Genomic DNA, 12,659 nt, shown 5'->3' on the forward strand with positions numbered 1-12,659 from the left:
AGCGACCGTGCGGAGCCGGCAGAACGCACTGTGCGGCTGCCGCATTCTCCCGGGGACCATTTCCCGCCATTACTTGTAATACAAGTTTGCTACTTGTAGCCTAAGAAGTGCGGGCGATGTTGCCCCCTAGTCTTCAAGGAGAACCCATGAGTACGGTCGACCTCATCCGGCACGTCAAACTTTCCACGGCGAGGCTCCCGCTGGCCGTCCCGATCAGCGACGCCAAGGTCTTCACCGGACGCCAGAAGCCCATGACCGAGGTTGTCTTCCTCTTCGCCGAAATCACCACCGAGCAGGGACACAGCGGCATCGGGTTCAGCTACTCCAAACGCGCCGGCGGACCTGCCCAGTACGCCCACGCCAAGGAAGTCGCCGAAGGCATCATCGGCGAGGACCCCAACGACATCGGCAAGATCTACACCAAGCTTCTCTGGGCCGGCGCCTCCGTGGGCCGCTCCGGCGTGGCAACCCAATCACTGGCCGCCATCGACATCGCCCTGTACGACCTGAAGGCCAAGCGTGCCGGCCTGCCCCTGGCCAAACTCCTAGGCTCCTACCGCGATTCCGTCCAGACCTACAACACCTCCGGCGGCTTCCTCAACGCCACCCTGGATGAGGTCAAAGCACGCGCCACCCAGTCCATCAACGAGGGAATCGGCGGCATCAAAATCAAGGTCGGCCTCCCCGATAGCAGAGAGGACCTTCGCCGCGTCGCCGGCATCCGCGAACACATCGGCTGGGACGTGCCGCTCATGGTGGACGCCAACCAGCAGTGGGACCGCGCCACCGCACTGCGCATGGGGCGCCAGCTCGAGGAATTCAACCTCGTGTGGATTGAAGAGCCGCTGGACGCCTACGACTTCGAGGGCCATGCCCACCTCGCCTCCGTCCTCGACACGCCCATCGCCACCGGCGAGATGCTGGCTTCGGTGGCCGAGCACAAGGGCCTCATCAACGCCAACGGCTGCGACATCATCCAACCCGACGCTCCCCGCGTCGGCGGCATTACACAGTTCCTCCGCCTCGCCGCCCTCGCGGACGAACGCGGCCTGGGCCTGGCACCGCACTTCGCCATGGAGATCCACCTGCACCTCGCCGCCGCCTACCCGCGCGAACCGTGGGTGGAACACTTCGACTGGCTCGATCCCCTGTTCAACGAGCGCATCGAAACCAAGAATGGACGCATGATCGTTCCCGACCGTCCGGGGCTGGGCGTGAGCCTCAGCGACCAGGCACGCGCCTGGACCACCGAGGCCGTGGAGTTCGGCGCGTAATCTTGAACCCATGAGCCGGAACCTGACCGCGGACCTCGCCGCCGATCTTCGCGCCCGCATTGTCGACGGCGCCATACAGCCCGGCGACAAGCTGCCGAGCGAAAACACGCTGATCAGCGAGTTCGGCGTCAGCCGCACGGTGGTCCGTTCCGCGCTCACCCGGCTTCAGGCCGAAGGACTCGTGGAAACCGAGCGGGGGCGGGGCAGCTTTGCGCTGACCCCGCCTCCGGACGGGCCGACGTCGGCCCGAGGCACCCGCGCTGTGGTCACCATGGAGGACCGCCTGCACCTGCTTGAGTTCCGCATGGGCGTCGAGTCCGAGGCCGCCGCTCTGGCAGCAAGGAATCGCACCGACCGCCAGCTGAAGGTTGTCCTGCGAGCCCTCGAAGAGTTCACCGCCAGCGTAGGGCACCCGGCGCACGCCATGAAATCCGACTACGACTTCCACCGTGCGGTCGCCGCGGCCTCCGGAAATCCGTTCTATTCCGACTGCCTCGCGTCCCTGGGCCAGACCATGATCGCCATGCCCCGGACCCGGCTGATGACGGGCGTTGAGCACTACGCCCGCGACCACTTCGACCAGGTGGTCCACGAACACGGGTCCATCTACGCTGCCATCGCAGAAGGTGACGAATCGTCGTCGTCGGCCGCCATGCGCAACCATTTGGCGAATTCCCGGCGCCGCCTGCGCGCCCCGGCGCCGGCCGCCGGCTGACAACGGGGCCGCTCTACGGGCGGCATCCTGCGATCGGGGCTTCGCCATTCCTTCAAGGTATTCGGTAATGCAAATTTTGTGTTGGACGCGCATCGCGGGTGGCCAATACAGTGAGTGAAATCGCTGTGGCGCTGGCCACAGATCTATCGCCCGTCGCCAGTCGACCCGCGTCGCCTATTCAAAGGAATTACCCAGGCAGTCTGTAGACACCGCTGTCACGGACGTGGCACACGCCACGAAGAAGTTTTTCAAGCGTGTTCTGCCCATCATGCTGGTCATGCTCGTATGCAACGAGCTGAACCTGTCCAACATCGGCTATGCCCATGAGCACCTCGAAGCCGACGTGGGCATCGGCGCCGCCGCCTACGGCTTCGGCGCCGGTCTGTTCTTCATCGCCTACGCCATCTTCGAACTCCCCAGCAACGTGATGATGGAGAAGTTCGGCGCAAAGGTGTGGCTGACACGGATCATGATCAGCTGGGGCATCGTCTCCTTCCTCATGGCCTTCGTGCGGCACCACCTCAAGGAAGGAAAGGCGCAGCGGGAGGATGGGGTCGGGTTTGGGCGTGGTAACGGTGAGGGTTGTGGCGTCGACAGCCTTCACCTTCAGATCGGCATCGCCGAACACGTAGCCTTCCACGTTGCAGCCGAGCTTGGAGTTGACGGCCCTGTCGATCGTGAAGGCCGCGGCTTCCGCATTGAACGGTGTGCCGTCCTGGAACTTCACGCCTTCGCGCAGCTTGAACGTCCATCCCGTGGCTGACGTTGCTTTCCACTCCGTTGCGAGCAAGGGTTCGAGTTCGCCGGTTTTGGGATTCCGCTCCACCAGCGGCTCCGTCACGTTTGAGCGCACCACCACGCCGGTGGACGTGAGGTTTGACTCGCAGGCCTCCAGCGTCGGCGGCTCCTGGGCAAGGACCACGCGGAGAGCGCTTCCGGAGGCAGGTGCGGCCTCGGAATTGGACACGGCGCAGCCGCTCAGCGCCAGCAGGGCCCCGGCCGCGAGGGCCGGCCATTTGACCGCCGGTGCGGAAAATAGGGGTGTTGAAGAAGACGTCATTGGATCCTCCGGATTAGTGGAGCACGGCAGGCTGCAGCTTTGACGATGGTGAGGACAGGGAGCTGGGGGCCGCGCTGGACTCAAGCTAGTTGTGATTCCAAAAACACCACAAGGGGACGGAGGGCCAGCCCGCCCCCGCGTCGGGCCCTTCGCCGCATCCCGGGGCGATGTGACGGGCACCACGCGCCCCCAACTGCCCCGCTATTCCGCCAAATTTGGACCACCAATTCACATCTTGCATCGATCCATGCTTATTGCATCTTGGACGCGTATGGATCCCCGAACCTACTGTGCAGGGTATGAACAACAACGTCGCTGTCCTGCAGGTAGGGCCACTCATGCAAACTGTCCAAGACACGGTGGTCGACGCGTACGGCGCCGTCCGGCTCCCCGATTCCGCAGCCGACCAGGCCGAGTTCCTGGAACGCCGCGGCAGCACCTTTGACGTCGCCGTCACATCGGGGCGCTTCGGCGTGGGAACCGAACTGATGCGCGCCCTTCCTAACCTCCGTGCGGTGGTGAACTTCGGCGTTGGCTACGACACCACCGACGTCCAGCAGGCGGCAGAGCGGGGAATTTCCGTCAGCAACACGCCCGATGTCCTCAACGACTGCGTGGCGGACACCGCCATCGCCCTCTACGTGGATGTGCTGCGCCGCACCAGCGCCGCAGACCGGTACGTCCGGCGCGGAGATTGGACCCGTAAAGGCAACTTTCCCCTCGCCACCAAAGCCAGCGGCAAGCGCGTGGGGATCCTTGGCCTTGGAAGGATCGGGAAGGTGATTGCCCGCAGGCTGGAAGGCTTCGACTGCATCATCAGCTACCACAACCGCAAGGAGGCGGCCGGGGTAACGTACGACTACGCGCCGTCCCCGGTGGAACTGGCCAGGAATACGGACGTACTCATTGTGGCAGCGGCCGGCGGCCCGGACTCTGCACACGTGGTTGACCGTGCGGTCATCGAGGCACTCGGCCCTGACGGCTACCTCATCAATATCGCCCGGGGTTCGGTCGTCGACGAACAGGCCCTGGTGGCGGCCCTGCTCGCCGGTGAGCTGGCCGGCGCAGGCCTTGACGTCTACACCGATGAGCCAAAGGTGCCCCAGGATCTGCTGGCGATGGACAACGTGGTCCTGCTGCCGCACCTGGGCAGCGGAACACACGAGACACGGGCCGCCATGGCCGACCTCACGCTCGCGAACCTCGCACAGTTCGCAGCGGACGGAACCCTGGTCACGCCTGTCGTTTGATGCACGGCCGGGCACGACTGCCCTGCGGAAGGGCAAAAAAGAAACACCCCGGTCCAAAGACCGGGGTGTTTCTGATGCGTGCGCGAGGGGGGATTTGAACCCCCACGCCCTTTCGGACACTGGCACCTGAAGCCAGCGCGTCTGCCGTTCCGCCACTCGCGCGCAACTTCTTCCACACAGTTTCAGCCCCGGAATCCGGAGTTTCAACCTCGTAAAAGCAGCGAGATCAAGCATAACGGACAATCCCGGCAAAACGCCAATCGGGCCTTTCCGGGGCGCAGTGCCGGTCCCGTCCGCAGGCGTCGTCGCCGTCGTCTATGGCCGCCGCAGCCCGGCGGGACTGCGCCCACGGGCGTGTGATCCCGCAAACACCGGGGCCTCCAAAATGAACGAATCGAGCGTCCGGCGCGTTGTGGATTAAGGTCATTCGCAGGCGTGGCAAGTAGTATCGGATGTATAGGCGCCCGCTTCCGGCGGGCCCGCTGTTCTGTTGTGACCTGCGTTGCCAGTTGAGTTCCACGAGATGTGCTGCCCCGCAGCTGCAAGGAAAGGAGAGGGACCATGGGTTTGCTTGACAAAGTCGAGCGTGGCATCGAAAAGGCCGTCCGCGGCGTCTTCTCCACCGGTTCCAAGGCCCAGGTTGAGCCTGTGGAAATCGCCAGCCGCCTGCGCCGCGAAGTGGACCATAAAGCCATCACTGTTGCCGCCGGCCGCACCCTTGCCCCCAATGTCTTTGACGTGATGCTCAGCGACGACGACTTCCAGCGGGCCCAGGAGTGGGGCACACCGCTGGCCGAGGAACTCTGCGACGTAGTCATCAACCATGTCCGCAGCCAGGGCTACACACTGCAGGGCCCCGTCCGGATTTCCTTCCGGCGGGACGAGGCACACCGGGCCGGAGACTTCGAGATCACCTCGAAAACCGAAAAGTCCGCCGGCGCTCCAGCACCAGCGGCGCCCCGCGCCAACGTTCCCGCAGCGCCCAGCCGCCAGCCGGTCCGCCTGCAGCCGGTCCTGGACATCGACGGCCAGCGGTATTCACTCAACGCACCCTCTATCGTCCTGGGCCGTTCATCAGAAGCTGACATTTTGGTGGACGACACCGGAGTTTCACGCCGCCATCTGGAAATCCAGACGGCCGGCGGCACCACCACGGCCGTGGATCTCGGTTCCACTAACGGCAGCTACGTCAACGGACATAAAGTGGCCGGCAGCATGGAGCTCACTGACGGCTCCACCATCACGATGGGACGGACCAAAATCATCTTCCGCCTCCTGCCCGCCAACACTGGCGGCCGCCCATGAGCGAACTGACTATCACCGCCCTGCGTTTCGGCTTCCTCCTGCTTCTCTGGGTCCTCATCTTCAGCATTGTCTCTGCCATGCGCCGCGACCTCATGATCGGCCGCAAGGCCGCCACCGGTGCGCCCACGGCACGGCAGGTCCGCAAGAACCCCGAACTCGCCGAGCCGCCTCCCGCCCCCGTCAAGCAGCAGGCCCGCCAACTTGTGGTGACCGAAGGACCCCTTAAGGGAACCACCGTGCCCCTGGCAGCGAGCCCCATCCTGCTGGGCCGGGCCCAGGAGGCCACCCTGGTGCTCGAGGACGACTATGCGTCCGGGAGGCATGCCCGGCTCTTTCCGCAGGGAAGCCGCTGGTTCATTGAGGATCTCGGCTCCACCAACGGCACATATCTGGCCGACCAACAGCTCACCCGGGCCCTTCCCGTGGACCTTGGTATACCCGTGAGAATCGGCAAGACGGTCATCGAATTGAGGCCATAGCCATGGCCGCCCCGGACATTCCCGCAGAGAAGGCACCAGCCTCGAAGCGGCCGCTCATTTTGCGTTACGCCGCCCGTTCCGACGTCGGCCGCATCCGTGCCAAGAACGACGATTCCGCCTACGTGGGCAGGCATCTCGCCGTCGTGGCCGATGGCATGGGCGGGCACGCCGGCGGTGATGTTGCCTCGGCCGCCACGGTTCTGGACATGATCCACCTGGACACGGACGAATACCACGGCGACGCCGGTACCGTCCTGGCCGATGAAATCCAGACCGCCAATTCCCTTCTCTCGGAACTTGTCCACATCAATCCCAAGCTTGCCGGGATGGGTACGACCGTGACGGCCCTGCTACTGGCCGAGGGCAAGCTTCACTTCGCCCACATCGGCGACTCCCGCGCCTACCGCCTGCGTGATGGTGAATTTGAGCAGATCAGCGTGGACCACACCTTCGTCCAGCGGCTGATCGACGAAGGCCGCCTGCGCCCTGAGGAAGCCGAAACCCACCCGCATAAGAACGTCCTGATGCGCGTCCTCGGCGACGTCGACGCGAGCCCCGAACTGGACCTCGACACGCTGGAGGTGCAGCCCGGCGAACGCTGGCTGCTCTGCTCCGACGGCCTGAACTACGTTGCAGGCCACGTCGTGGAGCGGACAGTCCGGGAAACGAAGGACCTCCGCGAATGCGTGGAAACCCTCGTGGACCTCACCCTCGAGGCCGGCGCCCCGGACAACGTCACCGTCGTCATGGCGGAAATTGTCGAGGAAACGCCCGACGACGTCCGAACCTGTCTCTTATACACATCTAGATGTGTATAAGAGACAGCTCCCGCCGGGGCACCCGGCGCAACGCCCGCTGCCGCCGCCGATCCAGGCGCTGCGGCTCCGGCCGGCCCCGCAAAACCGGCCGACGCGCCCTGTCTCTTATACACATCTAGATGTGTATAAGAGACAGGCATCCGGGTCCACGGGTGCGCCCGCGAACGATGCTGAACCGCATGTCGAAGCGGATGACAAAACGGATGCGGCCGGCACGGAAGATTCCGAATCCGCCCCGGCCAAGGAACCCGGCACCGGCACAGATCCCCATCTGGGCGAACACCTATCGGCAGAAGTGCTGCGCCAGGAGCTGTCGTCCAGGCCACACCTCCTGGTCGGCGCAGCGGTAACGGCAGCCGAATCGGGTTCCATTCCCACCATTGCAGGCCGCACCGTGGCGCGCCGGGCAGCAACCGTCCTGACCCACAAATCCGAGCAGGACCGCGACGGCACTGAGGAGCCCGGGCCCGAGAGACGTCCGCGGCGCTGGATCACGATGGGCATCGCGGCGGCCGCGCTTGTGGTCCTCGCCGTCGGCCTGTGGCTGGGGTACGCCTGGACCCAGACCCGCTACTACATCGGCGAATTCGATCAGCGGGTGGCCATCTTCAACGGCGTTTCACAGCGCCTCGGCCCCATCCAGCTGTCCACGCTGGAGGCGGTCACGGACATCCGGATGGATTCCCTGCCCCAGTTCTCCCAGCAACGGGTCCGCCAGACCGTGCCCGCGCGCGATCTCTACGACGCCCAGCGCATCGTCAAAAACCTTGAACGCACGGGCACCACGGCGCCCTCGGACGAATGTATTACTCCGTCGCCTACCCCGTCCGCATCGCCGCGGGCCACACGCCCTGCAGCCACCGCGAAGCCCACGGCGACCAGCACTGCAAAGCCGACGGCTGCTGCCACCGCGAAGCCGACCGCTACTGCCGGGGCATCCGCTGCACCCACCCCAACCGCGACCTGTGAGGCGGGCCAATGACCATCGCCGAGACCATGCCCAAACCCCGGCGCAATGTGGAGCTTCTGCTGCTGGTGCTGGCCCTCTCGGTCAGCATCGGCGCCAACGCGCTGATCAGCGTCGACGGGCAAACCGCACTTGATACTGACTTCTGGTTCCAATCAAGCCTTTTGGCGGTGGCGGCCCTCGTCTTCCACGTGGTCCTCCGCTTCCGGGCAAAATATGCGGATCCGGTAATACTTCCCATCGTGGTGGCGCTCAACGGCCTTGGCCTGGCGATGATCCACCGGCTGGACGCTCCCGGCGAGGACACCGGCAACAACCAGCTCCGCTGGACGCTGATAGCCATGGCCGTCGCCATTGCCGTGATCTGGTTCCTCAAGGACCACCGCGTCCTGCGGCGCTTTACCTACATTTCGCTGGCCGCCAGCGCGCTGCTGTTGATTCTGCCGCTGGTGCCCGGCATTTCCGCCGGTGAGATCCTGGGTGCCCGGGTCTGGATCAGGCTCGGCCCCATGACCTTCCAGCCCGGTGAGGTCGCCAAGATCACCCTGGCAATATTCTTCGCCGGTTACCTATCGTCCAACCGCGATCTCATCATGCTGGCCGGACGCAAGATCGGGCCCCTGCAGTTCCCGCGGTTCAAGGACATGGGCCCCATGATCACAGCATGGCTCGTAAGCATCGGCGTGCTCATCTTCCAGCGCGACCTCGGATCCTCCCTGCTCTTCTTCGGCTTGTTCCTCGTGATGATCTACGTGGCCACGAGCCGAATCAGCTGGGTGGTGATCGGCCTCGCACTGATCCTCGGCGGCGGCTTTGTGGCCTCCAAGGTCTTTTCGCACGTCGCGCTCCGCATCGACGCGTGGCTCAACGCGTTCACGGAGGAAGTCTTCGGCCGGTCTCCCGGCGGCAGCGGCCAGATCGTGGAAGGTCTGTTCGGCATGGCCAGCGGCGGCCTGGTGGGCACCGGCCTCGGCCAGGGCCGTCCCAACCTCGTGCCGTTTGCCAACAGCGACATGATCATCGCGTCCTTCGGTGAGGAACTGGGCCTGATCGGGCTCTTCGCCATTGTCCTGATGTACCTTCTGCTGTTCACCCGGGGCTTCCGGGCGGCCCTCGGGACACGCGATGCCTTCGGCAAGCTCCTGGCCTGCGGCCTCTCGTTCGCGGTGGCACTGCAGTGCTTCGTGGTCATCGGCGGCGTGACCCGGCTGATCCCCCTGACGGGCCTTACCACACCGTTCCTCGCCGCCGGAGGCTCCTCCCTGCTGGCGAACTGGATCATCGTGGGCCTCCTGCTGATGATCTCGCACACGGCTCGCGGGCCGGTGGACACGACGCCCATGCAGCCGGGCGGTGTTCCTGAGGCGAAGAAAACCGAAGCCTCCGGCGGCCGGCGTGGCAAGAACGCCACCCAAATCCTTCCAGACGCTCCCACCGAGGCGGTGAAACACCTGTGAACCAGGCCATTCGACATTCCTGGATTGCCGCGATCGCCATGTTCGCCCTGATCTTCGGTGCCCTGAGCTACGTCCAGGTGGTTGGCGCCGACGAACTCAAGGCCAATGCCTGGAACAAGCGCGCCATCCTGCAGAACTACTGCAATGACCGCGGGGCCATCCTCGTGGCAGGCACACCGATTGCCGAGTCCGTCCCGGCCAGCGAGACCTGCAAATTCCAGCGCACCTACGCCCAGCCCGAGCTGTACGCCGGACTCACCGGCTACTTCTCCAAGAATTACGGAGTGACTGGGCTGGAACGCGCCATGGACGCCCAGCTCGCAGGCAGCTCGGACCAGCAGTTCCTGGACCGGATCGGGCAGCTCTTCCTGGGCAACCAGCCCAAGGGCGCCTCCGTGGAGCTGACCATCGACCCCAAGATCCAGAAGCTGGCGTACGACCTCATTCCGGACGGCCAGCGGGGTTCGATCGTAGTCACGGACCCCAAGACCGGCAACATCCTGGCCATGGTCAGCAAGCCGTCCTACAACCCCAACCTGATCGCCACCCAGGACGCCGCCAAAGAGCAGGCTGCCTACAACGAGATCATCAAGGTCCCGGGCGTCAACCTCAACCAGTCCGTCAGCGGACCCACGGGGGCAGTCCTGGCCCCCGGCTCGGTCTTCAAGATCGTGGACACTGCGGCAGCCCTGGCCTCCGGAAAATACAACGCGGACAGCCAGCTGCCCAATCCGGCGGAGATGTCCTTCCCCGGTATCCAGTACAAGCTTCCCAACTACGCCGGCGGCAACTGCTACACCCGGAACACCGCCACCTTCGCCTTCGCGCTCCAGCAGTCGTGCAACACGCCTTTCGCCAGGATCGCCCTTGACCTTGGCGAGAATGCGATCGCCGAGCAGGCCGCCAAGTTCGGCTGGGGCCAGGAACTCGGGGACCAGCTCAAGGTCGACTACCAAAAGAGCATCTTCCCCAAGAACCTGGACGATGCCGGGCTGGCCCAGTCCGCCATCGGACAGCGCGACGTCCGCGCCACGCCGCTGCAGATCGCGCTGATGACCTCGGCCATAGCCAACGGCGGAGTCCAGATGGCCCCCAACCTGATCAAGGCCGTACGTTCACCGGACCTTCGGGTACTGGACGAACCGAAGCCCACGGCCCTGAGGACCTCAACCACACCGGAAATCGCCGGCCAGATCACCCAGTGGATGACCAGCGTGGTGAGCGAGGGCATCGCCGGCGGAGCCGCAGTCCCGGGTGTGCAGGTCGCCGGCAAGACCGGCACCGCGGAACTCGGCACCGGATTGAACAACTCTTGGTTTACCGGGTTCGCCCCGGCCAACGACCCGCAGGTGTCTGTCACGATCGTCATGCAAGGCGTGGACATCTCCACCGGCGCACAGCTAACCAGTCCGAACGCAAAGAAGATTTTTGAGGCGGTGTTGAATAAGTGAGGCCTACATCAGGAATCACCCTCGGCGGCAGATTCCAGTTGACCACGCGTATTGCGATCGGCGGCATGGGTGAAGTCTGGAAGGCCAAGGACCTCATCCTCGGCCGGATCGTGGCCATCAAGGTGCTCAAAGAGGAGTACACGGGCGATCCCGGATTCCTCCAGCGCTTCCGTGCCGAGGCCCGCCACACCGCCCTGCTCAACCACGTGGGCATCGCCAATGTGTTCGACTACGGCGAGGAGGAGGGCTCCGCGTACCTGGTCATGGAGCTGGTCCCCGGCCAGCCGCTGAGCAGCATCATCGAACACGAGCAGGTCCTCTCGCCGGACCGCACCCTGTCCATGATCGCCCAGACGGCGCGTGCGCTGTCGGTGGCCCATGCACAGGGGCTGGTGCACCGCGACATCAAGCCGGGAAACCTGCTCATCACCCCCGACGGCCGGGTCAAGGTCACCGACTTCGGCATCGCCCGCCTGGCCGACCAGGTTCCGCTGACGCAGACGGGCCAGGTCATGGGAACCGCCCAGTACCTCGCGCCGGAACAGGCAACGGGCCAGACAGCCACCGGCGCCTCGGACATCTATTCCCTCGGCGTGATCGGCTACGAATGCCTCTCGGGCCACCGCCCGTTCTCCGGCGAATCGCAGATCGCCATTGCCCTGGCGCAGGTGAATGACGCCCCGCCGCCGCTGCCGGAAACCCTTCCGAGGCCGGTCCGGGCCCTCCTGATGTCCATGCTGGCCAAGGATCCGAAGAACCGTCCGGCCAACGCCATCAAACTGTCCGAAGCCGCCGAGGCGATCCGCAACGGCGACATCCCTGCGGCCCAGGCCGCCGTGCCCGGCATGCTGCTTTTCGAAGGCGCCACCGGCCCCATCACGGCCCCGGTCAAGGCGCACACGGCTCCCACCGGCGTCATCGGCTCGGAAAAAAGCTCGACGACGGCGACATCCGCACTCCCGGTGCTGTCTCTTATACACATCTAGATGTGTATAAGAGACAGCAACCAGCTCCGCTGGACGCGGCGGCGGGAGGCGCTGCCGGCGCAGCCGCAGCAGCCGGGGACGCGCCGACGCGTGCCGGCAGCACACTCTCGCGGGCCGACGCCCTCGCCGCCGAGCGCAGCTGGAGCCAGGAAGAGGAACAGTACGACGAGGAACCGGCGGATGTCTCTTATACACATCTAGATGTGTATAAGAGACAGCCCTGGACCTGGCCGCTGATCGCACTGATCCTGCTGGTCCTCTTCGCCGTCGTGGGCGTCCTGCTGACCCAGGCCGGCATCCTGTTCCCGAAGACGCCCGCCGGCACCGCGTCAGGCAGCCCGAGCCGCACTGTTTCAACGAGTGCCAGCCCGACGCCGTCGGCAACTTCGGCAACCCCAACGGAAACCACGCCGTCGCCGACGCCCACCGAGACCACCCCGGAGGCCATCAACCTGATACCCGATGCCTACCTTGGCAAGCCGTACGGCCAGGTCCGCAACGACCTGATCGCCCTCGGCCTTCAGGTGAACGGCGTCGAGGTCTTCAATCCCGCGGCGCCCGGCACGGTCACTGACATCAATCCCGCCGGGCCTGTGCAGGTCGGGGACACCATCAAGGTGACGTACTCCAAGGGTCCGGAATCGGTTTCTGTGCCCGACATCAGCGTGGGCAGCAGCGAAGCCGAGGTGCAGGCCGCCATCGAAAAGGCCGGGCTGCGCTGGGTCAAGGGCGCTGAAGAGGCCGGAGACCCCGGGCAGGAAGCGGGCACGTTTGTCAGGTCCGAGCCCGACGCCGGGCGAAAGGTCGAGGCCGGATCCGTGGTGACCTACCACCTCGCCGCCCCGTTGGTTTCCCCGCCAGCCGCCACCCCCAGCACCGTTCCAACCCAAAGGTAAG

Annotated in this window: 8 protein-coding genes, 1 tRNA gene and 2 pseudogenes; 9 read left to right on the forward strand and 2 right to left on the reverse strand. The window is 65.1% G+C overall.

What is annotated here, in order from left to right:
* Window positions 1–146: 146 nt before the first annotated feature.
* Together B1A87_RS18215 and B1A87_RS18220 are read left to right on the forward strand one after the other, a co-directional pair.
* Window positions 147–1,274, forward strand: a complete 1,128-nt coding sequence (locus B1A87_RS18215; RefSeq protein WP_078028455.1) for an L-talarate/galactarate dehydratase — start codon at window positions 147–149, stop codon at window positions 1,272–1,274.
* A 10-nt stretch (window positions 1,275–1,284) separates the two neighbouring features.
* Window positions 1,285–1,989, forward strand: a complete 705-nt coding sequence (locus tag B1A87_RS18220) for a FadR/GntR family transcriptional regulator (RefSeq protein WP_078028454.1) — start codon at window positions 1,285–1,287, stop codon at window positions 1,987–1,989.
* A gap of 187 nt (window positions 1,990–2,176) precedes the next feature.
* On the opposite strand, the gene B1A87_RS24195 is transcribed toward B1A87_RS18220, so the two are convergent.
* The gene (locus B1A87_RS24195; RefSeq protein WP_260680941.1) at window positions 2,177–2,911 is read right to left on the reverse strand and encodes an ABC transporter substrate-binding protein; all 735 of its coding nucleotides are present in this window, start codon (window positions 2,909–2,911) and stop codon (window positions 2,177–2,179) included.
* A gap of 476 nt (window positions 2,912–3,387) precedes the next feature.
* On the opposite strand from B1A87_RS24195, the gene B1A87_RS18235 reads away from it, so the two are divergent.
* On the forward strand, window positions 3,388–4,299 hold the full coding sequence (locus B1A87_RS18235; RefSeq protein WP_260680942.1) for a 2-hydroxyacid dehydrogenase: 912 nt from the start codon (window positions 3,388–3,390) through the stop codon (window positions 4,297–4,299).
* Between the two features lie 79 nt (window positions 4,300–4,378).
* Here the strand turns inward: B1A87_RS18235 and B1A87_RS18240 are convergent.
* A tRNA-Leu gene (locus tag B1A87_RS18240) sits at window positions 4,379–4,461 on the reverse strand.
* A gap of 399 nt (window positions 4,462–4,860) precedes the next feature.
* On the opposite strand from B1A87_RS18240, the gene B1A87_RS18245 reads away from it, so the two are divergent.
* From B1A87_RS18245 to B1A87_RS18270, 6 genes and pseudogenes are all read left to right on the forward strand, one after another.
* Window positions 4,861–5,604 carry a DUF3662 and FHA domain-containing protein gene (locus B1A87_RS18245; RefSeq protein ID WP_078028452.1) on the forward strand — a complete coding sequence of 248 codons (744 nt, stop codon included), beginning with the start codon at window positions 4,861–4,863 and terminating at the stop codon, window positions 5,602–5,604.
* The gene (locus B1A87_RS18250; protein WP_078028451.1) at window positions 5,601–6,083 is read left to right on the forward strand and encodes an FHA domain-containing protein; all 483 of its coding nucleotides are present in this window, start codon (window positions 5,601–5,603) and stop codon (window positions 6,081–6,083) included. The genes B1A87_RS18245 and B1A87_RS18250 overlap by 4 nt, the downstream gene beginning before the upstream one ends.
* Window positions 6,084–6,085: 2 nt before the next feature.
* Window positions 6,086–7,883 (forward strand): annotated as a pseudogene (locus B1A87_RS18255) (PP2C family protein-serine/threonine phosphatase).
* The gene (locus B1A87_RS18260) at window positions 7,880–9,325 is read left to right on the forward strand and encodes an FtsW/RodA/SpoVE family cell cycle protein (protein ID WP_078028449.1); all 1,446 of its coding nucleotides are present in this window, start codon (window positions 7,880–7,882) and stop codon (window positions 9,323–9,325) included. Before B1A87_RS18255 ends, B1A87_RS18260 begins: the two are co-directional and overlap by 4 nt.
* Window positions 9,322–10,776, forward strand: a complete 1,455-nt coding sequence (locus B1A87_RS18265) for a penicillin-binding protein 2 (protein WP_078028448.1) — start codon at window positions 9,322–9,324, stop codon at window positions 10,774–10,776. Before B1A87_RS18260 ends, B1A87_RS18265 begins: the two co-directional genes overlap by 4 nt.
* Window positions 10,773–12,658 (forward strand): annotated as a pseudogene (locus tag B1A87_RS18270) (protein kinase). Before B1A87_RS18265 ends, B1A87_RS18270 begins: the two are co-directional and overlap by 4 nt.
* Window position 12,659: the final 1 nt, after the last annotated feature.

The sequence above is a fragment of the Arthrobacter sp. KBS0703 genome, assembly GCF_002008315.2.
Lineage (GTDB): Bacteria > Actinomycetota > Actinomycetes > Actinomycetales > Micrococcaceae > Arthrobacter.

Coding starts and splice junctions, on each gene's coding strand:
- B1A87_RS18215 (WP_078028455.1), top strand. CDS start 147: ATGAGTACGGTCGACCTCATCCGGCACGTCAAACTTTCCACGGCGAGG.
- B1A87_RS18220 (WP_078028454.1), top strand. CDS start 1,285: ATGAGCCGGAACCTGACCGCGGACCTCGCCGCCGATCTTCGCGCCCGC.
- B1A87_RS18235 (WP_260680942.1), top strand. CDS start 3,388: ATGCAAACTGTCCAAGACACGGTGGTCGACGCGTACGGCGCCGTCCGG.
- B1A87_RS18245 (WP_078028452.1), top strand. CDS start 4,861: ATGGGTTTGCTTGACAAAGTCGAGCGTGGCATCGAAAAGGCCGTCCGC.
- B1A87_RS18250 (WP_078028451.1), top strand. CDS start 5,601: ATGAGCGAACTGACTATCACCGCCCTGCGTTTCGGCTTCCTCCTGCTT.
- B1A87_RS18260 (WP_078028449.1), top strand. CDS start 7,880: ATGACCATCGCCGAGACCATGCCCAAACCCCGGCGCAATGTGGAGCTT.